Source organism: Novosphingobium sp. SG720 (assembly GCF_012275365.1).
Lineage (GTDB): Bacteria > Pseudomonadota > Alphaproteobacteria > Sphingomonadales > Sphingomonadaceae > Novosphingobium > Novosphingobium rhizosphaerae.
Genome location: NZ_JAAZQN010000006.1, coordinates 84,827 through 108,365, shown reverse-complemented (window position 1 = coordinate 108,365; position 23,539 = coordinate 84,827). Strand labels below are relative to the sequence as shown.

The following is a 23,539-nucleotide window of genomic DNA, read 5'->3' as shown; positions in this document are numbered from 1 at the left end:
AGCGTAACCATTGCCGATGACACGGGGATTTGGAACGGCGCCGACGCCGCGCCCCGGCTTACCTTGAGGAAGAGGATAGCATGAGCAGAATCAGCCGTCGCGATCTGGGCCGTGGGCTGGGCGTTGCCGCCCTTGGCGCAACTGTTGGCGGCGTGCCGCCGGTGCTGGCGCAAGCTGCGCCTGCAGGCGGGACCGGCGTTGGTGGGGGCGCCGGTGCATTTCCCGCCGATTTCGTGTGGGGCTGCGCCACGGCGGCCTATCAGATCGAAGGCGGCGCCCGCGAAGACGGGCGCGGGGCGACCAATTGGGACGTGTTTGCCCATACGCCGGGCAAAGTGGCGCAAGGCGCGACCGGTGACGTGGCCTGCGACAGCTATCACCGTTATCCCGAGGATATTGCCCTGCTCAAGGCGCTGGGCGTAAAGGCCTATCGCTTCTCCGTGGCCTGGTCGCGCATTTTCCCCGACGGGAAGGGCAAGCCCAATGCCAAGGGGCTGGATTACTACAACCGCCTGGTCGACGGGCTGCTGGCGGCCGGGATCACCCCGCATGTCACCCTGTTCCACTGGGACTTGCCCGCCGCGCTGCCCGGCGGCTGGCAGAACCGCGATACGGCGCTGGCCTTTGCCGACTATGCCGGGTTCATGGCCGGCAAGCTGAGCGACCGGGTGAAGCATTTCATGACGGTCAATGAACTGCGCTGCTTTACCGATCTGAGCTATATGACCGGGGGCAAGGCGCCCGGCCTCAAGCTGCCGATGGGCGAAGTCAATCAGGTGCGCCACCACGGCGTATTGGCCCATGGCCTGGGCGTGCAAGCGATCCGCGCCCATGCCAAGCCGGGGACGCAAGTGGGCCTGGCCGACAACGCCACGATCTTTGTGCCCGCGATCGAAACGGCCGAGCATATCGACGCGGTCAAGCGTGCGGTGCGCGAGGAAAACGCCATGTTCCTCACCGCGATCATGGAAGGCCGCTATATCGACAGCTACCTGGCGGCCCAGGGCAAGGATGCGCCCAAGGTGCAGGCCGGTGACATGGCCGCGATCGGCAGCCCGCTCGATTTCGTGTCGGTCAATATCTATACCGGCAACACCGTGCGCGCCGATGCGACCAAGCCCGGCGGCTATGAAATCCTGCCCCACCTGCCGCAATCGCCGCGCATGGCTTCGCCCTGGCTCTATGTCACGCCTGAAGTCATGTATTGGGGCCTGCGCACGATCCACGAGTTGTGGCAGCCCAAGGCGCTCTATGTTTCGGAAAACGGCTGCTCGGCCGATGATCCGGTGGCGGCGGACGGCAAGGTCTATGATGCAGACCGCGTGATGTACTTGCGCAATTACCTGACGCACCTGCAACGCGCGGCGCGCGAGGGGCTGCCGGTGAAGGGCTATTTCCTGTGGAGCCTGATGGACAATTTCGAGTGGGAGGATGGCTACACCAAGCTGTTCGGTATCCACCACGTCGATTTCGCCACGCAGAAGCGCACGCCCAAGATGAGCGCGGACTGGTATCGCCAGCTCATCGCCACCAATCGCCTGGTGTGATGCGATGAGCGATCTGCAGCCTTCGCGCCGCGCCTTGCTGGGCGGCATGGCCGCGCTGGGCGTGGCGGCCGCCGCCGCTACGCAGAAGGCCAGCGCCGGCCCCACCGCGATCCATTACAGCGGGCCGTCGCTCCCGCTCTGGCCAGGAATGGGGCCCGGCGCTATTCCCGGCGCGCCGCGCGTGCTGCCCAAGCGGCGGATCGAGCAGCGCAGCCAGAGCGCCGATTTCGATGATCGCTGGCTCTATGGCGTGGCCGCGCCCACGCTGGAAGTGCGGCGCCCCGCGTTCCAGGATGGCTCTGCGGTGATCCTGGTGCCGGGTGGCGGCTATGGCTTTCTTTCCATCGACAACGAGGGCGAGGAGCAGGCCCGCTGGCTGACCCAGCGCGGCGTGACCTGCTTCATCCTTTACTATCGCCTGCCCGGCGAAGGCTGGGCCAATCGCGGACTGGTGCCCTTGCAGGACATGCAGCGCGCGGTGCGCCTGGTGCGCCATCGCGCGGGCGAATTCGGCGTCGATCCGGCGCGCCTGGCCGTGCTGGGCTTTTCCGCCGGCGGGCATCTGGCGGGCAGCGCAATCACGCGCTTTGCCGAAAAGACCTATGCCCCGGTGGATGCGGCCGATACGCAATCGGCACGGCCCGATCTGGCCGGGCTGATCTATCCGGTGATCACGCTGAGCGAGGCCTTCGTCCACGCCGGATCGCGCGACAATCTGCTGGGCGAGGGCGCCAGCCCTGCTGCAACGCAGGCGGCTTCGGTGGAGCGGCTGGTGAGCGAGGGCACGCCGCCCACGTTCCTGACCGCTGCATCCGACGATGGCCTGGTGCCGATCCAGAACAGCCTGGCAATGTATCAGGCCCTGCTGGCCAAGGCGCGCCCTTGCGAATTCCACGGCTTCGACCAGGGCGGCCACGGCTTTGGCGCACGCTTGCCCCAGACGGTGCCGGCTCACGCCTGGCCTGACCTGTTCCATGCCTTTGGTGTGCGGCACGGGGTGTTCAAGGGCTGAGGTGTCTGGCTTCCTGGCCCCGTTTGCAGCGCCGTTGCGCAAGCGGGCTTCGACAAGCTCAGCCGAACGGAATTCAGAGGGATTTTACTCAAGCTCCGTTCGCCCTGAGCCTGTCGAAGGGCATTCCCGCAACGCTTGCGCAAAAGGCCTCCACAAGCCGGCCCGGCCTGAACCCAAACTTGCCTCAGCCCGGCAATTCCACCGGCGTTTCGTCCATGCCCGGCGGCGTGGCAGGCACCGCAACTTCCACCACGCCATTGGCCACGCGCACGGGGAAGCGGCGCAGGGTGGGGTAGGCGCCGCCGATGCAGCGGCCATCGGCCAGGTCGAAGCGGGCGCCGTGCAGCGGGCACATCAATGCGCCGCGCCGGATGCGCCCCGTGGAAAGGCGCGCGGCGGCGTGGGTGCAGCGGTCGTTGACGGCGACGATGTCATCCTCGAAGCGGGTGAGCAGCACTTGCCAGCCGTTGACGGCGTGCACGGTGGCCTGGCCTTCGGCAATGGCGTCTTCCGTGGCGACTTGATGCCACACCTGGTCTTCCACGCGATCCTGCTCCGTCATACCTGTTCCGCTTATACTTCCACGAGCGTCTTGCCGATGGTCTGCCCCTGCATCAGCGCGATGAAGGCGCCCGGCAGGCTTTCGAAACCATGGTGTACGTTTTCCAGCGGCACAAGCTGTCCGCTGCGATGCAGTTCATCAAGCGTGGCCTGCGCCTGCGCCAGCCGGTCGGCATGGTCGTAAGTGAGAAAGCCGCGCATCGTCAGCCGCTTGACCACCAGTTGCCACAACTGGGTGACACCGTGGGGATGATCGGCATCGTTGTATTGCGCGATCATGCCGCACAGCGCGATGCGCCCGCCTTCGCGCATGCGCGGCAGCACGGCATCGAGCAGCGGGCCGCCTACGTTGTCGAAATAGACGTCGAACCCCTGTGGCGCCGCGGCGTCGAGCGCCTGGCCGAGTGCCTCTGGCGTGCAGCGATGGTCGATCGCCGCCTCTGCGCCGATATGACGCACCAGCGCGGCCTTTTCCGGGCCACCGGCCAGGCCGACCACGCGGCAGCCCAGCGCGCGGGCCAGTTGCACCACGGTGCTGCCCGTGGCCCCGGCGGCCGCGCTGACGAGCACGGTCTGCCCGGCCTGGGCCAGCCCCACGGCCACCAGGCCGACCCAGGCTGTCAGCCCCACCGGCCCGAGCGCGCCCATATAGGCGCGCAGCGGCACGCCCGGCTGTGGCGAGACGCGCTCCAGCCCCAGCGCATCGGGCCCGATGACAAAGTGATCGGACCATGTGCCCAGCACGCGCAACAGCGTGCCCACCGGCCAATCGCCATGGCGCGAGGCCACCACTTCGCCCAGCGCCATGCCGGTGATCGGCGCGCCCAGCGCCACGGGCGGCAGGTAGGACGGGCGATCATCAAGGAAGCCGCGGATTGCCGGATCGACCGAGCCTACCCGCATGCGCACCAGCATCTGCCCATCGCCCGGCACCGGCATTGCCGTTTCGACAAGGTCGAAGCAATCGGACGTGGGCACGCCGGCGGGGCGGCGGCGCAGCACGATGTGGCGCACCGTGGCCGGCAGTTCTGGCAGGGTTTCGGGCATCCGTCTTCCGTCGTTGTTCGTTCTGGCTATGGTTCTTGATAGGGCCTTGCCGCCCCAAGGCGCTCTAGCTTTTTCGCTAGGTGGCGCATGGCCGGGGTGGGGCGATGATGGCGCAACACCAAACCGGGAGAGGAACGCGCGCCATGACGCCTGCCCAGATGATCGCCTTCGTCGATGAACTCTATGGCCTGACGGGCACCGGCCAGTGGGACGCGGCCGCCGCGCGGCTGACCGATGATTTCGTGGTGGTGGAAGCGCCTGGCCTGCCCATGGCGGGTGCCTATCACGGGCGCCACGCGCTGCGCGAACTGTTCGAGAAAGTCATGGGCCTGATGGACGTGGTGGCGATGGACCGGGTGGAAACCACCGCCGGTGCCGACCATGCCGTGACGATCCTGTCGTTGCGCTTTGCCGATCCGGCGCTGGCCCCGGCGCAACTGTGTGAAGTGTTCCGGTTTCGCGAGGGCAAATGCTGCGCGATCACGCCCTATTATTTCGATCCGGCGCCCGTGCTGGCCGCCACCGCCGCCAAGCGCGCTGCGCTGGCCTGACATCCAAGGACGTTGAAGACCATGACCGAGCAGCCTGACGACATCATGATCCTGGGCGCGGTGCGCACCGCCATCGGCGATTTCGGCGGTGCCCTCAAAGCCATTGCTGCGGCAGACCTGGGGGCGCGGGTCCTGGCCGAAGCGGTGCGCCGTGCCGGCCTGGCCCCGGAAGATGTGGGCCATGTGGTGATGGGCCAGGTCATTCCATCGAGCGGGAAGGACGCCTATCTCGCCCGCGCGGCCGCGCTCAAGGCCGGTATTCCGGTGGGCGTGCCGGCGCTCACCGTCAATCGGCTGTGCGGCTCGGGCCTGCAGGCGATCATCTCTTCGGCGCAGATGATGAAGTTGGGTGAAGCCGATATCACCCTGGCGGGCGGCGCGGAAAGCATGTCGAGCACGCCCTATCACGATCATGGCCAGCGCTGGGGCCGCAAGATGGGTGATGGGACGCTGGTCGATGCATTGGTGGAGACACTGTCCGACCCGCTCGACGGTTGCCATATGGGGATCACCGCCGAAAACGTGGCCGAGCGTTATGGCATCTCGCGCGAAGACCAGGATGCCCTGACCGTGCAAGGCCACGCCCGCGCGCTGCGCGCCATTGCCGAGGGGCGCTTTGCCGAGCAGATCGTGCCGATCGAGTTGGTTACGCGCAAGGGCACCACGCTGTTCGACACCGACGAGCACCCGCGTGCCGGAACCACGGCCGAAGGGCTGGCTGCGATGAAGCCGGTTTTCCGCAAGGGCGGCACGGTTACGGCCGCGAACGCCAGCGGCATCAACGATGGCGCTGCGGCGATGGTCCTGGCCCGGCGCGAGGTGGTGGAGGCGCGGGGCCTGGCGCCGCTGGCGCGCATCGTCAGTTGGGGCCATGCCGGGGTGGACCCGGCCTTCATGGGCATTGGCCCGGTCAAGGCCGTGCCGATCGCGCTGGCGCGAGCCGGGCTGACTCTGGCCGATATCGACGTGATCGAGGCGAACGAGGCCTTTGCCGCGCAGGCGCTGGCCGTGGCGCGCACGCTGGGTTTCGATCCGGAGCGCGTCAATCCCAATGGCAGCGGCATTGCCCTGGGACACCCGGTTGGCGCGACCGGCGCGATCCTGGTGGTCAAGGCGGCGCACGAATTGCGCCGCACCGGCGGCCGTCTGGCGCTGGTCACGATGTGCATCGGCGGCGGGCAAGGAATCGCAATGGTGATCGAGGCGGCCTGATTACATGCAATAGGCGTGATTATCGCGTTTCGTGTATGCCAGATCGGTCGATTATGATGTATCGTATATCCATCGGCCTGATTCTGGCCCTTGGGAGATGCGTGCGCCATGCCGTTCGAGCGATCGGGCCTTGCCCGCGACATTCTGGAAAGCCTGTTCCAGCGCTGGCGGCGTTCGGGCCGCCAAGCCGTTGCGCCGGCGCCTGCGCTGGCCGATGCGCCCCTGATCGATCGCGCGGCCGCCTTGCTGGAAGAGCGCAGCCAGTCTTCGGGCGTGCATCTGGCGGCCGAAATCCTCGACGCCTATGCCGAACTCGACGAGGCGGGGCGGCATGATTTCCTGCGCGCGCTCGGCACGCGGTTTGCCCCCGATCCCGGCGCGATCCGCGCGGCGCTGGCGGCTTATGATGCCGATCCCACGCCGGCCCGCCTGTCGGCCGTAACCCACGCCGCGGAGGCGCCGCGCCAGGAAGTCTTGCGGCGGTTGAACCAGGCGAGTGCGGGCACGGCAAGCCTGGTGGCGATGCGGGCCGATCTCTTGCGGCTGCTGCCCCACGATCCGGCGTTGGCGGCGCTGGAGGATGACATGGTGCATCTCTTGCGGTCGTGGTTCAACCGGGGCTTCCTGGTGTTGCGCCGGATCGACTGGAGCAGCCCCGCCGATCTGCTGGAGCGGATCATCCGCTATGAAGCGGTGCATTCCATCGCCACGTGGGACGATCTGCGTGCCCGCCTGCTGCCGCCCGATCGCCGGTGCTATGGCTTCTTCCATCCCGCGCTGGGCGATGAGCCTTTGATCTTCGTGGAAGTCGCGCTGTGCGCGGATGTGCCGGATTCGATCCCCGCACTCCTGGCCCAAGACCGCGCGGTGCTCGATCCCCAGGCGGCGCGCGTGGCGGTGTTCTATTCGATCTCCAACTGCCAGGCGGGGCTGGCCGGCATCAGCTTTGGCCAGTTCCTGATCAAGCAGGTGGTCGAAGACCTGGGTACCGAATTCCCGAACCTTGCCACCTATGTCACGCTCTCGCCCATCCCCGGTTTTGCACGCTGGCTCAACAGCGCAGGCGAGCGGGGCGACGCTGCGGCCGTCGACGCGCTGGCGCAGGGCTTGCCCGATCCATCGTGGCGCGAGGACGATCCGCGCCGGCAAGCGCTGTTGCGCCTGGCCGCACGCTATCTGCTGGCCGAACGCGATGCCAAGGGCCGCCTGCGCGATCCCGTCGCGCGTTTCCATGTGGGCAATGGTGCGCGGGTGGAGCGGCTGTGCTGGCTGGCCGATCCCGGCCCGCGCGGCATGGCGCAGTCCCACGGGCTGATGGTCAATTACCTCTATGACCTCGCCAGCGTCGAAGCCAATCACAATGCCTATGCACGGCACCGCGTGGTCAACGCCAGCGGCCCGCTGCATGCCCTTTTGGCGGATCGGCAACGCCGCGGCACGGGCAAGCGCGACTCCCGGGCTAGATTGGTCGATCAATCTGCCTGACCGGATCGCAACGGCCTTTGCCCGGCGGGCATGCGCGGTCCGGCACGTGCCGCTGCTCTGGGTAAGAGGCGCATTCGGTTTCGCGGACGTAAAATACTGTTTCCAAGCAGGTACGCGCCGTTCCGGCTGCCGCGCAAGGGTCTCAACTGCGCCGCGGATTCATGGGTTTTGCCCAGAAACCATCCTTTCCATGGATGGGTTTGAATAAATCCTATCTATTTTACTTCTAATTGGAAAGGAGGCATTGCCGTTTTGGTCAGGCCAAATAGCCGGCCACGATAAGAGGGAGGATCCTGTGCGCAAACTCTATACCGCGGCTCTGTCGTCTGCGTCGGTGCTCTGTGCACCCGTGGCCATGGCGCAGTCCACCACTGCCCAAGACGCCGTCGCGGGGGAAGCCGCTGCGCAAAGTGGCGAAATCATCGTGACCGCCCAGCGCCGCAGCGAAAGCCTGCAGCGCGTCCCGGTGAGCGTTACGGCGCTGTCCAAGGATGCGCTCAGCGCGCAGAACCTCAACGATCTCACGCAAATCTCGCGCGCGGCGCCGTCGCTGCAAGTGGGCGTGGACAATTCCTTTGCGGTGCGCGGCATCGGCACGCTGGCCTTTGCCGGCACGATCGACAGCAGCGTGGCCATCGCCATCGATGACGTGAACCTGGGGCGTCCGGTCCTCAACAGCCCGCTGCTCAACGACCTGGCGCGCGTCGAAGTGCTGAACGGGCCGCAGGGCCTGTTGTTTGGCAAGAATGCGTCGGCCGGCCTGCTCAACATCGTCACCGCGCGGCCCAAGCTGGGCGACTATTCCAGCGCCACCAACCTTGAACTGGTCAGCCGCGACAAGCCGTCGGAATCGGGCAGCGCCTTTGGTGTCATTGCACGCGAGACGCTGAACATCCCGGTGACGGCGAATTCGGCGCTGCGGCTGAGCGGCCTCTATTCCTACCAGGAACCCGCAACCACCCACGTTGGCGCCTATGCGCCGGGCACGCGCCACGATTTGAACGCCACCAGCTTTTCCTTCAAGGGCAAGTACCTGGCAGAGCTGACCGACCAGCTCACGTTCTATGCGATCGGTGACTACAACGAAAACCACGGTATCGCGGGGATTTTCGACAACACCTATCGCCAGGTCGACGCGACCAGCACCAACCTGCCGTCGCTGAACGCCGTCGGGATCACGCCGGGATCGCGCAATTTCCTGTTCGGGGGCGAAGCGAACCAGTTTCGCGACATCAAGACCGGTGGCGCGCAGGGCCAGCTGTCCTATCGCCTGGCTTCGGGCATCGAGATCAGCAACCTGTTTGCCTGGCGGTTCTATACCCAGAACCAGGCAGTGGATGGCGATTACCTGCCCGGCAATGGGCTCAACACCAATGCGTCCCAATCGCGCTATGACCAATATTCCAACGAGTTGCGCGTGGCGCTTCCGGCCGAGAACCGGCTGAGCGGGCAAGTCGGGCTCTATTGGTTCAAGTCCAAGCTTGATCTGGCGCGCCAGCTTGCGGGCAACAGCTATCTGTCGGATACGGCGGCGCGGGGCTATCCCTTCTGCGTCGGCGCCGTGGCCGTTCCGGGCGCCAACCCGCCGACTTGCGCGCGCAGCAACGTGGCGCAAGTGGGCAGCGATCGCAACTATGTCCAGAACACGCAAAGCTATGCCGGTTTCGGCCAGCTTACCTACAAGGTGGTCGATGGCTTGCAACTGATTGCCGGCGGCCGTGTCACCCACGACAAGATCGACCTGGTGCTGGCCCAGAACCAGTTGAACTATTACCAGGCATTGGGCGGGCCGCGCGGGACGTTCTCGTCCAGCTATGCCAACACCGATTTCAGCTGGAAGGCCGGCGCGCAGTTCCAGGCAACACCCACGATCATGTTCTATGGCTTCTATGGCCGGGGCTACAAGGGGCCCGGGTTCAACGACAGCTTCCCCACGGCGACGGCCGATGTGGTGGTGCGGCCCGAAACCTCGCGCACGGCCGAAATCGGCGTGAAATCGAGTTTCCTCAACCGCAAGCTGACGATCAACCTCTCGGCCTTCCACACCAAGTTCGACAACTTCCAGGTGCAGTCGTTCAACGCTGCCCTAGCGACGTTCCAGGTGCAGAACGCAGCCAGCGTCACGTCGAAGGGGATCGAGGCGATGGTGATCGTGGCGCCGTTCACCGGCTTCACGCTGACCAGCTCGGCCTCGCTGCTGTCGTCCAAGTTCGACAGCTTTGCCGGTGCGCAGTGCTATCCCACGCAAACCACGTATGGTTGTTCGGCCACCCAGGCGACGTTCGATGCGGCGGGGCTGACGCTGCCGGCAGCGCCGCGCTTCACCTCCACCATGCTGGCGCGTTACGAAGTGCCGCTGGAAGGAACGGTGAAGCCGTTCATCCAGGGCAACTGGTACCATCGCTCGTCGATCAACTACACCGTAAACCAGGCGCCCGGCGCCACGGTGGGCGCGATCGACGTGTTCGGCGCGAGCATCGGTGCCAAGCTGTCCAACCGGCTGGAAATCTCGGTGTTCTGCAAGAACTGCACGAATGAGATCAACCCGACGTCGATCGGCGTGGATTCGGGGGATTCGAACGCGCGCAACTCGCGCGGCCAGTCCACGCCGAAGCTGTCCTATACCCAGCAGTTCGGGCTGGATTCGGTGCGCTCGTTCGGCCTCAACCTCGGCATGAATTTCTAGAGCGCGATCGACTTTGACTGCGTCAAAGCCGGCGCTCTACCATTTTGATTTGCCGCATTTTCCGAGTCGGCAGGTGATTACACCTGCCTTGAAAATGCTCTAAGCTCCCGCCCAGGCGAAACCCGGCAACGCCCGTGCAGGCGTTGCCGGGTTTCGTCCTATTCGCCCCAGATCTGCCGTTCCACACCATCGGGATCGCTGGCGATCGCCGGCGCGTGGTCCAGCACCATGGTGGCGCGCGCGTTGGCATCATAAGTGTGCCAGGCGGGAAGACCCGGGCCGGCCGGAGCCTGTCCCTGCACAAAGCGCAGCATGGCACCGTGCATGGCGTTGGCCAGTGGCTGGTCGGCCGCGGAAAGCCCGAGGAACTGGGCCATGCCCTTGCTGTTCACATGGTCGAAGGTGAACGGCACGTCGAGCACGTGGGGGCTGTGGCCCTTGAACGGGCCGCCGGGTGCGGGATACGTCAGGCGATAGCGCCACACTGGTGGGCCATGGCTGGCCTGGGCGGCCGCCAGGCGCAGGCAGGGCATGCCGTATTCCTCTGCCGTGAGCAGGCGCCAGTGGCGTTCGGGCACCGAAAGCTCGGGAAAGGCCTGGGCATAGGCCGCATCGAGCGTGGTCATCTGCTCTATCGTGGCATTGGACAAGGCTTGCGGCTTGATCGGGCCGGCGGCGTCCTGAGGCGCGATGAACAGGCGGCTTTCATCGGCATTGCTGCCGATCAGCAGCGGCACGCGCGGCGCTTGGCCGACGCGCAGCCGGGCGAGCGGAACCATGGGCAGCACCTGGCCATCGACCATCGGCCGGAACGGGAAATTGCGCGGCCAGGCGGCCTTGGCGGCTTCCTGCGCAGCAAGCAATTGCGCGGTCGGCGCGGTGAGCAGCTTGTCTGCCCCGCCCAGCTTTTCGGCCAGGACACGGGCAAAGGCCTCGGCCTCGGCGCGGGTGTGCACCGTCTGGCCGCCGCCGCTGAAAATCGCGGCGCGGGAATAGAGCGTGTCGGCCATGGGCATGCCCAGCAGCGTGCCCACGTTCTTGCCCCCGGCGGATTCGCCGGCAATGGTGATGCGGGCCGGATCGCCACCGAAGGCGGCAATATTGGCGCGAACCCAACGCAGCGCCAACACCAGATCGCGCATGCCGTTGTTGGCACTGCCCGCGTATGCCGCGCCCAGCAACCCGCCGGTTTCCAGGAAACCCAGCGCGCCCACGCGATAGTTGACCGTCACCGCCACCACGCCATCGGCGGCAAAGCGGTCGCCGGCGGTGAGCGCTTCGCCGCTCCACCCCGTTTCGTTGCCGCCGCCGTGGATATAGACCAGCACCGGATGACGGCCGGGCGCGGTGGGCGCCCAGATGTTGAGCGCCAGGCAATCTTCGCTCATCGTGCCGGCGAACGGCATTATGCCTGCGCGTTGGGGGCAGACCGGGGCGGGCGCGGTGGCATCCCATAGGCCGGGCCAGCGCGGCGCCGGGCGCGCCGGGGCAAAGCGGGCCGCGCGGCCATAGGGAATGCCGGTGAACACGCGCACGCCATCGGCCAGCTTGCCGCGCACCGCGCCACCGGTGGTGGCGATGGTGAGGTCATCGCCCATGGCCTTAGCAAAAACGCCCGGTGCGTGGACCAGCAAGGGCGCGGCGGCGATCAAGCCCAGCGCTTCGCGGCGGGCGAGGGTGGCGCCGACCATATCAGTTCACCTTTGCCGCAAAGAGATCGGCGTGGGCTTCACGCAAGGCTTTCTTCTGGATCTTGCCCATGGTGTTGCGCGGCAGTTCGGGCACGAAGATGACCCGGCGCGGCTGCTTGAAGCGGGCCAGTTCCCCTTGCAGCGCGGCCAGCACGGCGGCTTCGTCAAGCGCGGCATCGCGCGCCTGGACCACGGCGACCACGCCTTCACCCATGTCAGGGTGGGGCACGCCGATTACCGCGCTTTCCGCAATGCCGGGAATGGCATCGATCAGCGCTTCCACTTCGGCCGGATAGACATTGAACCCGCCGCAGATGATCAGGTCCTTGGCCCGGCCGACGATGGAGACATAGCCCGCGGCGTCGACCACGCCCATGTCGCCGGTGATGAAAAAGCCATCGGCGCGCAATTCCTCGGCAGTCTTTTCCGGCATCTGCCAATAGCCCTTGAACACGTTGGGGCCGCGCACCTCGATTCCGCCGACGGCGCCCTGCGGCAGGACCGCGCCAGTATCTGGATCGGTGATGCGCAGTTCCACGCCGGGCAGCGGCAGGCCCACGCTGCCGGGAATGCGTGGCCCCTCATAAGGGTTGGACGTGTTCATGTTGGTTTCGGTCATGCCATAGCGTTCGAGGATGGCATGGCCGGTGCGGGCGGAAAATTCCTTGTGCGTTTCGGCCGAAAGCGGGGCGGAGCCGGAGACGAACAGCCGCATGTGCGCCACCAGATCGCGGGTAAAGGCAGGGTCGGCCAACAGGCGGGTGTAGAAGGTGGGCACCCCCATGAGCACGCTGGCGCGCGGCATCAGGCGGATCAGTTCGGCCACGTCGAATTTGGGGCACAGGATGATCGCGCTGCCCGCGGCGATGGTGATGTTGGTCGCCACGAACAGCCCGTGGGTGTGGAAGATCGGCAGCGCGTGGAGCAGCACGTCATCTGCGGAAAAGCGCCAGTAATCCTTGAGGGTGAAGGCGTTGGAGGCAAGGTTGGCGCGGGTGAGCATGGCGCCCTTGGACCGGCCGGTGGTGCCGGAGGTATAGAGAATGGCAGCGAGGTCTTGCGGGCCGACGGCATGCGGCGTGGGGTTCGCGCCGTGGGCAGAGAGGCCCGGGACCAGCGTGCCTTCGCCCGCAGCGCCCAGCGTGAGCCGCGCCGGCACGCCGAGTTCGTCGCATAGCGCGGCCATTGCCGCTTCGTCCTGCGGGCGGTGGATGAACAGCGCGGGGGCTGCGTCGCTCAGGAAAAACCGCACTTCGGCCGGGGTATAGGCGGTGTTGAGCGGCAGGTAGACCGCGCCGATGCATTGCGCGGCGAGATAGGTGAGCAGCGCGTCGGCGCTCTTTTCCACCTGCACGGCCAGCCGGTCGCCCGCGTGCACGCCGGCGGCGTGAAACAGGCCGGCCATCTGTCCACAACGCGCCAGCGCGGCACCATAGGTGATCACGGAAAGATCGGGCAGGATCAGGAATGGCGCATCGGGCGCCGCCAGAGCGCGGGTTTGGAAAGTGGCGAACAGATCCTGCTCCATGGTGATCCCTTTGTTGGTCGGCTTCTTTGTCGGACAGCTGGCCGTTGGTACATACATGATGGTTGAATAGCCTTCTAGTGTATGCAAGATGTGTTGTGGAGAAAATTTGCGCATGCAGGATAATCCGATGAACGCGGCCGAGGAAGCCCCCAGCCTGCTCCTTTCCGAGCGCATCCGCATCGCGCTCGCCGACGAGATCACGGCCGGCAGCCTGGGGCCGGGCGCCACGCTGGACGAGCAGCAGATCGGTGATCGGTTCGGCGCTTCGCGCACGCCGGTGCGCGAGGCGATCCGCCAGCTGGCGGCCGTAGGCCTGGTGGAAATGCGCCCCCGGCGCGGCGCGGTGGTTTCCGGTTTCACCACGCAGCGCATCATCGACATGTTCGAGATGAGCGCCGAGATCGAGGCGATGTGCGTGCGCCTGGCGGCCTATCGCATGAACCCGATGGAGCGCAGCCGCCTGGCGCAGTTGCACGAGGATTCCCTCGCGATGGTCGAGGCGGGGGACATCGACGCATATGACCGCATGAACTGGTCGTTCCACCAGGTGATCTACGAAGGCACCCACAACGCCTTCATCGCCGAACAGGCCATGACCTTGCGCGATCGCATGGCGGCCTTCCGCCGCACCCAGTTGCGCGAAACCGGGCGCCCGGTGCGCTCGCGCGCGGAACACGGCGATGTGGTGGCCGCGATCATGCGCAGCGATGGCGAGGAAGCGGCGCGGTGCATGCGCGCGCACATGTTCAATGCCTCGATCGCGCTGGAACGCTTCACCGCCAAGCGCGAGGAATTGGGCACCGGCTGAGGCGCCAGGCGCCGCAACAACGAAAACGGGAGTGGGGTTAGGCAATGGCGATCTATGGAACGGCGCTTTTGGCGCTGTGCACCTTGTTGGGCGCGGCGTTGGGCGAATTGCTGGGCGTGGCGCTGCATGTGAAGGCCAATGTCGGCGGCGTGGGCCTGGCCATGCTGCTGCTGATCGCCGCCAAGGGCGGGCTCGCGCGGCGCGGCAAGCTTACCCCCGGCTTGCGCCTTGGCGTGGAATTCTGGGCGCTCATGTATATCCCGATCGTGGTGGCCATGGCGGCGCAGCAGAATGTGCTGGCCGCGGTGGAAGGCGGACCGATGGTGGTGATCGCGGGGGTAACGGCAGTGGCCCTGTGCTTTGGCCTGGTGGCCGTGCTGGGCCGGGCGTTGGATGGCCGTCATGGGGGCCGCCACGATGGGTGAGATCGCGCAAAAGATCGTGGCCGACCAGGGGCTGGTGCTGGCCTTTGCGCTGGTGGGCGCGTTGATGTGGGGCAGTGCCGCCATCTCGCGCTATCTTACCGCCGGGCGCATCCACGCCAGCGCCATCGCCATCCTGGCCGCGCTGGCCCTGGCCTGGTGGGGCGGCGTGTTGACCGGCGGCAAGAAAGGCCTGGCCGACGTGCCGGGCCTGGCCGGGCTGGCCCTGATGGGCGGTGCGATGCTGCGCGATTTCGCGATCGTCGCCACCGCGTTCGAGGTTGACGTGATCGAAGCGCGCAAGGCCGGCCTGATGGGGGTGATTGCACTGGCGCTGGGCACAGTGGTGCCCTTTGCCGTGGGCGTGGGCGTCGCGTGGAGCTTTGGCTATCGCGATGCCGTCTCGCTGACCACGCTCGGCGCTGGCACGGTCACTTACATCGTCGGGCCGGTTACGGGCGCTGCGCTGGGGGCATCGTCCCCGGTGATTGCCCTGTCCATCGCCACCGGCGTGCTCAAGGCCGTGCTGGTGATGACGTTCACGCCGATGGTGGCGCGGTTCATCGGCCTGGACAATCCGCGCAGCGCCATGGCCTTTGGCGGCTTGATGGGCACGGTCAGCGGCGTGGCCGGCGGCCTTGCCGCCACGGACCAGCGCCTGGTGCCCTATGGCGCACTGACCGCCACATTCCACACCGGCATTGGCTGCCTGGTGTGCCCTTCGATCTTTTTCCTAATCGTGCGCGCCTTGGCCTGAACTGTATACGCAGGTTGCACGCTTTCATCCCCGGCAGGCCTATTGCGGCCTTGCCGGGGGTAATTTTGCGCCTCGCGTGCACATGGCCCTCACATTTGCCGGGTCTGGCATACAAAACGCGATTCCGCGTTTGACAACGCCGTCATCCTGAAATACAAAATTACGAAATCACCACAAACGGTATGCCGATCGGTCAATTTCGCCGAATCGAGCATACATAAGAAACAATGGTGATGCGGGAAGAAGGGTGTGATGGGGGCGGATTGCCGGCGCCGCAAAGGTGCGCGGCCGGCGCAGTGGCGCCTCTCTCATGCCGAAAACACAAGATGCCGGATGGGAGCAGACGCATGAAAGCCACCTTTGCACATTTGATTTCGCGCGACGCCTTGGCGATTTCCCTGGGCGCCCTGGCGCTGGCCAATCCCGGTGCAGCATGCGCGGCGGCGCCCGCGCCCGCGGCTCCTGCTGCCGCAGCGGCCGATGCGCCGCCCGCAGCGGTGACCGATATCGTGGTTACCGCGCAAAAGCGCAGCGAGCGTTTGCAGGATGTGCCCGTGGCGGTCAGTTCGGTCAGCGGCGACATGCTCAAGGCGGCCAATCTCACCAACATCACCGACATCCGTTTCCTGGCGCCCAGCGTGCAGTTTGCCGAATCCAACAGCGTGCGCGGCGAAGGCTTTGCCGTGCGCGGCGTGGGCACCTTTGCCTTTGCCGACGGCACGGAGCAAAGCGTGAGCGTGGTGGTCGATGGTGTGGTGCTGGGCCGCCCGGGCATGGGCACGGGTGACCTGGCCGACGTGGCGCAAGTGGACGTGCTGCGCGGGCCGCAGGGCATGCTGTTCGGCAAGGGCGGATCGGCGGGCGTGGTGTCGATCACCACGCGCAACCCCACCGACAAGTTCGAAGGCAGCGCGCGCGCCAGCTATGGCACCGACAATGAAACCAAGCTGGAAGGCGTGGTCAACGTGCCGCTGACCGACACGCTGGCCTGGCGCACCGCCGGCTATTTCAACCACCGCGATGGCTTCATCAAGAATGTATACACGGGCCAGACGCTGGGCGGGCAGAGCGAAGGCGGTTTTCGCACCAAGCTGCTGTTCAAGCCCGATGCCGATCTTTCGGTGCTCGCCTCGTTCGACTGGGGACACCATTCGTCGGCCTGCTGCCAATCGGTGATCGTGGGCACGGTGGGCGCCGCTGCTAACAACTATGTGGTGCAGCGCCTTGCCGCCTATAACATCGTGCCCAGCCTCGATAACCGGGAAACCAACGTGGGCGGGCCGGTCTATCTCAACATGACGCAGTGGGGCGGCTCTTTGCAGATCGACAAGTCGATCGGCGATTATACGCTGACGTCGATCACCGCATTCCGCCGCTGGGTGCTGCAAGACAACACCGACACCGGTTTCACCGACACGCCGTTCTTCCCGGTGAACGGCGCCGACGAAGCACAGCAGCAGCTGACCCAGGAAGTACGCCTGGCATCACCCAAGCGCGGGCTGCTCGACTATGTCGCCGGGCTCTACTATTTCAACCAGAACCTCAAGGCGGCCTATCCGCAGCAGGGCCAACTGGGCCTGCCGGCGTCGAGCGCGGTCTATAGCCGCAAGGCGCAGCCCGATATCCAGACGTTGAACTATGCCGTGTTCGGCCAGGGCAACATCAACCTGTCGCGGCAGTGGAAGCTGATCGTGGGCGGGCGCTATACGCACGATGACCTGACCATGATCCGCTACAACCGCACGCTGGTCAGCCCTACGGACAATGCCTTTCCCGGTGCGCCGCCGCTTTCGTTCGACCAGACCACCTATCCCAGCAACCGCAAGGCGGACAATTTCAGCTACAAGCTGGGCACCGAATACAAGATCACGCCCGATGTCATGACCTATTTCACCTATTCGCGCGGTTACAAGGGGCCGGGCATCGGCCTGGTCAGCGGCTATTCGCTGGGCCAGCCGCTGTTTTCCAATCCGGAAATTCCGACCAACTATGAAGTGGGCTTGAAAACCGCGTGGTTCAACCGCCGCTTGGTCTTCAACATCGATGCCTTCACCACCGACATCAAGGATTTCCAGACCCAGGTGGCCACGCCGTTCATCTTCAACGGCACCAACCTGGCGATCCTGCAGATCGCCAACGCCGGCAAAGTGCGTACCCGCGGCATCGAGATGGACTTTTCCGCGCGGCCCAGCGACCGCCTGACGATCAGCGGCAACGCGGCCTATATCGATGCCAAGTTCGCCTATTTCCCCAACGGCACCTGCAACTATCCCACGCAACCCGGTTGCTTCCTCAGCACCACGATCCCCGGCACCACCACCACGGTGCCGGCCACGCGGTTCTTCAACAACACCGGCAACGTGCTGCCCAACAGCCCCAAGTTCACCTATTCGCTCAATGCCAATTATGATGTGCCGCTGACCGGGGCGATCACTGGTTTCGTCAAGGCGAACTACAACTATCGCAGTTCGGTGAATTTCAGTGCCAACGGCGATCCGCTGACGTTCCAGCGCGGCTATGGCATTGCCGGGGGCCAGGTTGGCGTGCGCGATGCCGACGGGCGCTGGAACGTGGCGGTCTTTGCCCGCAACCTGTTCAACACCCGCTTCGTCACCGCGATCAGCAACAATGGCAGCTACCAGACCGCGTGGCTCACCAGCCAGGCCATGCGCACCGTGGGCGTGCTGGCCGACATGAAGTTCTGACCCTTGACCCTGTCCCTCAGGTGATGTGCTGGCCGGGCAGCACATCACCGCTGGGCAGGATCACATCGGCTTCGCCCTGTTCCTCGTATTCATGGGGAAAGCGCTTGCGGTGCTGGATCGAGGCATAGAGCGACAGGCCGATGATCACCGCGCCGACCAGCCCGGTGACGACTTCGGGCACATGCACGCGGATGCTGATCAGCATGATCACCGAAAGCGCGACGATGGCATAGAACGCGCCCGGCTCCAGAAAGCGGAACTCGCTCAGGTGCCCGCCGCGCACCAGGGCCACGGTCATCGAGCGCACGAACATCGCGCCGATGCCCAGGCCCAGCGCGATCAGCAGGATATCGTTGGTGATGGCAAAGGCGCCGATCACCCCGTCGAACGAGAACGAGGCGTCGAGGAATTCGAGATAGACGAAGGCTGCCGCGCCCGAGCGCACGACTTTGCCGGTGGCAGAGTCTTCCTCGCCGCCCATCAGGTCACCGAACTTTTGCACCGCGAAATAAGTGGCGACGCCCGCCAGGCCGGCCATCAGGAACGTCTTCTGCTCGCCCTGCTGCAGCCAGAACGAGAGCGCGGCAACCACGATCGCGGTGACGATGTAGGGCGCGAGGGGCAGGCGCGCGACGGCTGCGAGCGGGCGTTCGATCAGCCCCAGCCAATGGTGTTCGCGATCGGCATCGAAGAAGAACGAAAGACCCACCAGCATCAGGAAAGCGCCACCAAAGCCGGAAATGCCGATATGTGCGCCGGTCACGATCGCTTCATAGCGGGCATGGTCGGCAATCGCGATGCGCGCGGCTTCCCACGGGGAAACCAGCGCCGCGAACGAGACGATCAGGACGGGGAAGACGATGCGCATGCCGAACACCGCGATGATGATCCCCCAGGTGAGGAAGCGGCGCTGCCACACTGGGTCCATGTCTTTCAGGATCGAGGCGTTGACCACGGCATTGTCGAGGCTGAGCGAGGTTTCCATCACGCCCAGGACGGCGGCGATGAACACCATCGAGAGCGCCGGGCCAAGCTGGCCGGTTTCGACATAGCCGAGCACCCCGGCGAGGATCAGGCAGACGACCGTGAAGATCATCGAGCCGCGAAAGGCTTGCATGGAGCGTGGCTCCCTCGTTGTGCGTTTTTGGGTCCCGCGCCGGACAGGCCGGCACGCTAGCCCGTTAACGGATTGGTGCCGCCGCGCCAACCGCATCGTCCATGCAAAAAGGCGCGGGTGCCGCAATGCCGGCACCCGCGCCCTGGGTTGTCGAATGACGCGCTTGCCGCGTGCCGTCAGAAATTCTTGGTCAGGGCAATCTGCACCGTGCGGGGCAGGGCGCCGAAGCCCATGAGATCGGCATGGGTGGCGTTGGCCGTACCCGTGCCGCTGCCGGTCAGCGGGGCATCGACACCGCCGCTGATATATTGCTTGTTGGTCAGGTTCTTGCCGATGATCGCCACCTGCCAGTTATCGTCGCGGGCGCCAAGGCGCAGCCCCACGTCGAGCAGGGCGTAGGCCGGGTTGCGCGAAAAGGACTCACCAAAGCCGGATACGAGGTACGAGGAACTGTAGCGGGTATCCACGTTGAACCCGGCCTTCAGGCCATTGCCCACGGGGGTTTCGTAATTGAGGCCCAGCGTGCCGGTCCAGTGCGGCGCCATGCCCAGCGCCTTGCCCGTGAGGTTCTGGCGTGAACCGGTGCCACCGGCCGCGATCGGCGTGCCCGCCGTGGTGAGATTGCAGCCTTCGGCAATGCTCTGGCCGCCAAAGCACGGCGCCACGGGGAAATTGCTGTACTTGGCGTCGTTGTAATTCACGCTGCCGTGCAGGTTGAGGCCCGAAACCGCGCGGGGCGCGAATTCGAATTCCAGCTCGGCGCCCTTGGTCGTGGCGTCGGCGGTCAGGGTCTGGAACGCGACTTTGACGGAATCGAAGTAGTCGGTTTGCAGGTTCTTGTACTTGTAGGAATAGACGTTGAGGTTCAGGCGCAACTGGTGATCGGCCAGGGTGCTCTTGATCCCGCCTTCGAAGCCCTGCACGGTTTCGGGGTTGAACACGAAATCGGCGGCCGGATTGGCCGAGGCGAGCGAATAGATCCCGCCGTTGGAGAACCCGCCGGACTTGTAGCCCGTCTTGTACGCGGCGTAGAGCATCACGTCTTGCAGCGGCTTGTAGGTCAGCGAGAAATCGGGCGACCAGTTGTTGAACACCTGATGCGCCGTCACCTTGGATGCCGCGCCCATCGGCCACACGCCGATGAACGTGGGGCTGGTGTAAGGCTGGATGAAGAAGCTGTCCTTGGTTTCATGGGTATAGCGCACGCCGGCGTCGAATTCCACCTGCGGGCCGATCTTCCAGATCGCCTGGGCGAAGCCGGAAATGGTTTCCCCGCGGGTATAGCTCGACTTGGTGCCGTCCTGGTACTGGTTGGCGCCTTGGCTGGGGATGTTGTTGTAGCTGTAGCTGACGAACTGCGCGAAATCGCGGCGGGTCTTTTGATAGAGCACGCCGGCCATCAGGTTGACCGGGCTATCATAGTGCGTGAGCGCCCGCAGCTCGTTGGAAAAGGCCTGCCAGCTGGAATTTTCCGTGGCCCAGACGGAACTGGCGCTGGAATTGAACTCGCACGCGCAGAGCCAGCGGTTGTTGTACCAGTTATAGTTGGTGACGTTGGTGATCGTCACCTTGTCGAGATCGTAGTTGAAATTGTTGGTGACGGCGGCAGACTTGTAGCGGTTGTAGAGGCTGCCATCTCCGGCATAGGGGAAATTCTTGGCCACTTCCGCCGGCAGATTGTTCTGGTGGGTGACGAAGTTGAACCCGCAGGTATAGCCGTTGATCTGCGTCTTCCCGGTGGGGCAGCTATAGGCCACGTAGTTGTAGCTGGAATTGTTGGCCTTGTTGTAATCGAACGAGGCCTTGAGCGTGTCGGTCAGCGCGCTGCTGGGTTCGTATTTCAGGGTCACGCGGCCCAGGAATTCGCGATTGCCCGGCTGGTCGCTGCTGGTGGGATTGGAGGTGTAGGTCGGGCTGGGCGTGGGCGAAAGCGGATACGTGATGGCAAAGGGCTGGGACACGTTGTCGTAATAGCCGCCCCAGGCCTTGGTGCCGCGCACTGCCACGCGCAGGCCCAGGTCATCGGTCAAGGGGCCGGAGGCCACGCCTTCCAACTGCGCCTGCTTGGCCTTGAATTCATAGCTGGCCTTGGTGCGGAACTGCCAGGTGGGCGTGGGATCGGCGGTCTTGATCGAAATGACCCCGGCCGTGGCGTTCTTGCCGAAGAACAGCACTTGCGGGCCCTTGAGCACTTCCACCCCGGCCAGGTCGAAGAACCCTTCTTCCAGCACGCGGCCCTGGCCGTAATAGACCCCGTCCACCACCGTTGCGACCGACTGTTCGATGCCGATCGAGGTAGAGGAGGAGCCGATCCCGCGCAGTGCCACTTGCGCGGCCGAGCCGTTGGAGGCGTGGCCGACGGTGAGGCTGGGGGTGGCGGCGGCGATCTTTTCGATGCTGGTGATGTCGCGCTGCACCAGGGTCTGCGCGGAAATGGCCGTGACCGCCACGGGCACCGATTGCGCGCTTTCCACCCGCTTGCGCGCGGTGACGATGATTTCGGCCAGGCCTGCGTTTTCAGTGCCGGAATTTTCGGCACCGGCGGTTTCGCTGGCGCCCGGCGCGGGTGGTGGTGCTTCGGCGGCATGGGCCATGGCGATGGATGTCAGAGTCAGCGGGCCAAAGGCGGCCGCAGCCATCAGGCGATGGGCTTTGCGAGGCATCGTTCTCTCCCTGCGACGGCTTGGCGCGCGTCTTTTGTGGGTGTTCAGGCGGGTCGTTGTCGTTCTTGGTCCCGATGGCGCAGGGTTAAGCCACGTCCGGCGGCAGGCTCCCGCCTCCGACAATGAATAGGCCTAATCCTTTGGCTAGGTGGCGGCGTGTGGGCCAGCGGGCAGCAAACCACCCAACGATAGGAGAGGAGGCCCAAGGCCGTGGCGCACAACCGATTCTGGAGATTGGACGCGCGGCCGCAAGGCCACGATTTCGCCAGCGCGCTGACACTATGCGAAGAGGCATTGCCGCCGCTGGCGCCGGGCGAAGTGCGCATCGCGGCACAATACCTGTCGATGGATGCCGGCACGCGCATGTGGATGAGCGCGCGCACCGATGGCTATCAACCGCCGCTGCCGCTGGGCGCCAAGATGATGGGGCTGGTGCTGGGGCGGGTAAGCGAAAGCCGCGATGCGCGCTTTGCCGAGGGCACGCTGGTGCGCGGCTTTGGGCAGTGGGCACGGTTCAGCACGGTCTTGCCCGATGCCGCCGGCCTGGTGGCGGTGGACGAAAGCGTGGCCGACATCCGACAGCATTTCGGCGCGCTGGGGATGAATGCGTGGACCGCCTATGTCGGCGTGCGCGAAGTACTCGGCCTGGCGACGGGACAATGGCTGGTGGTTTCCGCCGCTGCCGGGGCCACCGGCAGCCTGGCCTGCCAGATCGGGCGCAACTTGGGCCTGCGCGTGATCGGCATTGCCGGTGGACCGGACAAGTGCCGATACTTGGTGGAAAACCTGGGGATCGACCAGGCGATCGACTACAAGCACGAGGATGTCGCGGCGCGGCTGGCACAAGTGGATGGCGGCGTGCACGGCTATTTCGACAATGTTGGCGGCCCGCTGCTCGATGCCGTGCTGCCCAACATGGCGCATTACGGGCGTGTGGCGGTGTGCGGGCTGGTCGCGGCCTATGATGCCGACGCGCCCCTGCCGGGGCCGGCGCGGTTTGACCAGATCCTGATGCGGCGGCTGCGGGTGGAGGGGTTCTTCATTCCCGATTTCCTGCATCGCGGCGCGGAATTCCTGCCGCAACTCAAGACCTGGTTCGAGGCCGGGCAGCTGGTGTCCGACATGGATGAAACCCTGGGCCTGGAAAACGTGCTGGTCGCCTATGACCGCATGCTGACCGGCAAGAGCCTGGGCAAAGTGGTGGTAAAGCTATGATCGGCGCACTTGAAGATCCCCTGGCCGACTATTGCGCGCGGCGCGACATCGGCGATGCGCTCGCCCGCTACATGCGCGGGCTGGACCGGCTGGACGAAGCGCTGTTCCGCAGCGCGTTTCATCCCGATGCGCAGATCGATTGTGGCGTCTATGCCGGCAATCTCGATGGCTTCGTGATCTTTGCCTTCGGCTTTCTCGGGCAGATGCAGGCCAGCCACCACATGCTGGGGCAATGCCGTATCGCCATCCACGATGCGGGCCACGCCCGCGGCGAATGCTATTTCCAAGCGTGGCACGGCGTGACCGGTGCGCAAGGCGAAGCGCGCGACCTGTTTATCGCTGGCCGCTATGTGGATGAATACGCTTGCCGCGTCGGACAATGGCGCATCGCCCGACGCACGCTGGTCAGCGATTGGGCGACCGATACGCCGGCAAGTGGAGCGGCATACATCAACGGCCCGCAGACCATCCGCAGCGGGCGCGGTGGCACAGACCCGTCGGATCGCCCGGCCCAAACCTGAGGCGGGCCGGC

Annotated in this window: 18 protein-coding genes; 12 read left to right on the top strand and 6 right to left on the bottom strand. The window is 65.4% G+C overall.

All coding sequences use genetic code 11. The features are described from left to right. The first annotated feature begins 80 nt into the window (after window positions 1-80). The gene (locus FHW94_RS18900) at window positions 81-1,547 is read left to right on the top strand and encodes a GH1 family beta-glucosidase (protein WP_168557395.1); all 1,467 of its coding nucleotides are present in this window, start codon (window positions 81-83) and stop codon (window positions 1,545-1,547) included. Window positions 1,548-1,551: 4 nt separating this feature from the next. Then, complete coding sequence (locus tag FHW94_RS18895; RefSeq protein WP_168557394.1) at window positions 1,552-2,559, top strand: alpha/beta hydrolase; 1,008 nt, start codon at window positions 1,552-1,554, stop codon at window positions 2,557-2,559. Between the two features lie 184 nt (window positions 2,560-2,743). Here the strand turns inward: FHW94_RS18895 and FHW94_RS18890 are convergent, their stop codons facing one another. Together FHW94_RS18890 and FHW94_RS18885 are read right to left on the bottom strand one after the other, a co-directional pair. Beyond that, window positions 2,744-3,121, bottom strand: a complete 378-nt coding sequence (locus tag FHW94_RS18890; protein ID WP_168557393.1) for a Rieske (2Fe-2S) protein — start codon at window positions 3,119-3,121, stop codon at window positions 2,744-2,746. Window positions 3,122-3,132: 11 nt separating this feature from the next. Further along, window positions 3,133-4,167, bottom strand: coding sequence for an NADP-dependent oxidoreductase (locus tag FHW94_RS18885; RefSeq protein ID WP_168557392.1), 1,035 nt, complete (start codon window positions 4,165-4,167; stop codon window positions 3,133-3,135). A gap of 143 nt (window positions 4,168-4,310) precedes the next feature. Here FHW94_RS18885 and FHW94_RS18880 point away from each other — a divergent pair, with 143 nt between their 5' ends. From FHW94_RS18880 to FHW94_RS18865, 4 genes are all read left to right on the top strand, one after another. After that, window positions 4,311-4,718: a nuclear transport factor 2 family protein gene (locus tag FHW94_RS18880; RefSeq protein WP_168557391.1), complete on the top strand. Its 408-nt coding sequence runs from the start codon at window positions 4,311-4,313 to the stop codon at window positions 4,716-4,718. A 21-nt stretch (window positions 4,719-4,739) separates the two neighbouring features. Next, window positions 4,740-5,930, top strand: a complete 1,191-nt coding sequence (bktB, locus tag FHW94_RS18875) for a beta-ketothiolase BktB (protein WP_168557390.1) — start codon at window positions 4,740-4,742, stop codon at window positions 5,928-5,930. Between the two features lie 108 nt (window positions 5,931-6,038). Next, the gene (locus FHW94_RS18870) at window positions 6,039-7,415 is read left to right on the top strand and encodes a malonyl-CoA decarboxylase (RefSeq protein WP_168557389.1); all 1,377 of its coding nucleotides are present in this window, start codon (window positions 6,039-6,041) and stop codon (window positions 7,413-7,415) included. 295 nt (window positions 7,416-7,710) lie between these two features. Beyond that, window positions 7,711-10,101, top strand: coding sequence for a TonB-dependent receptor (locus FHW94_RS18865; RefSeq protein WP_168557388.1), 2,391 nt, complete (start codon window positions 7,711-7,713; stop codon window positions 10,099-10,101). Between the two features lie 158 nt (window positions 10,102-10,259). On the opposite strand, the gene FHW94_RS18860 is transcribed toward FHW94_RS18865, so the two are convergent. Next, window positions 10,260-11,792, bottom strand: coding sequence for a carboxylesterase family protein (locus FHW94_RS18860; RefSeq protein ID WP_168557387.1), 1,533 nt, complete (start codon window positions 11,790-11,792; stop codon window positions 10,260-10,262). A 1-nt stretch (window position 11,793) separates the two neighbouring features. Further along, window positions 11,794-13,320: a malonyl-CoA synthase gene (locus tag FHW94_RS18855; protein ID WP_168557386.1), complete on the bottom strand. Its 1,527-nt coding sequence runs from the start codon at window positions 13,318-13,320 to the stop codon at window positions 11,794-11,796. 127 nt (window positions 13,321-13,447) lie between these two features. Here FHW94_RS18855 and FHW94_RS18850 point away from each other — a divergent pair, with 127 nt between their 5' ends. From FHW94_RS18850 to FHW94_RS18835, 4 genes are all read left to right on the top strand, one after another. After that, window positions 13,448-14,128: a GntR family transcriptional regulator gene (locus tag FHW94_RS18850; protein ID WP_168557385.1), complete on the top strand. Its 681-nt coding sequence runs from the start codon at window positions 13,448-13,450 to the stop codon at window positions 14,126-14,128. Between the two features lie 44 nt (window positions 14,129-14,172). Then, on the top strand, window positions 14,173-14,553 hold the full coding sequence (gene madL, locus FHW94_RS18845; RefSeq protein WP_168557384.1) for a malonate transporter subunit MadL: 381 nt from the start codon (window positions 14,173-14,175) through the stop codon (window positions 14,551-14,553). Further along, the gene (gene madM, locus FHW94_RS18840; protein WP_246866267.1) at window positions 14,531-15,307 is read left to right on the top strand and encodes a malonate transporter subunit MadM; all 777 of its coding nucleotides are present in this window, start codon (window positions 14,531-14,533) and stop codon (window positions 15,305-15,307) included. Before madL ends, madM begins: the two co-directional genes overlap by 23 nt. Before the next feature lie 347 nt (window positions 15,308-15,654). After that, window positions 15,655-18,012, top strand: coding sequence for a TonB-dependent receptor (locus FHW94_RS18835; RefSeq protein WP_168557383.1), 2,358 nt, complete (start codon window positions 15,655-15,657; stop codon window positions 18,010-18,012). Window positions 18,013-18,028: 16 nt separating this feature from the next. On the opposite strand, the gene FHW94_RS18830 is transcribed toward FHW94_RS18835, so the two are convergent. Both FHW94_RS18830 and FHW94_RS18825 read right to left on the bottom strand, forming a co-directional pair. Continuing rightward, the gene (locus FHW94_RS18830; RefSeq protein ID WP_168557382.1) at window positions 18,029-19,129 is read right to left on the bottom strand and encodes a DUF475 domain-containing protein; all 1,101 of its coding nucleotides are present in this window, start codon (window positions 19,127-19,129) and stop codon (window positions 18,029-18,031) included. A 176-nt stretch (window positions 19,130-19,305) separates the two neighbouring features. Then, entirely contained in the window at window positions 19,306-21,792 is a 2,487-nt protein-coding gene (locus FHW94_RS18825) for a TonB-dependent receptor (protein ID WP_246866266.1), read from the bottom strand. 210 nt (window positions 21,793-22,002) lie between these two features. On the opposite strand from FHW94_RS18825, the gene FHW94_RS18820 reads away from it, so the two are divergent. Then, window positions 22,003-23,007: an NADP-dependent oxidoreductase gene (locus FHW94_RS18820; protein ID WP_168557381.1), complete on the top strand. Its 1,005-nt coding sequence runs from the start codon at window positions 22,003-22,005 to the stop codon at window positions 23,005-23,007. Next, a complete protein-coding gene (locus FHW94_RS18815) occupies window positions 23,004-23,528 on the top strand; it encodes a nuclear transport factor 2 family protein (protein ID WP_168557380.1) in 525 nt (174 codons plus the stop codon). Before FHW94_RS18820 ends, FHW94_RS18815 begins: the two co-directional genes overlap by 4 nt. The last annotated feature ends 11 nt before the right edge of the window (window positions 23,529-23,539 follow it).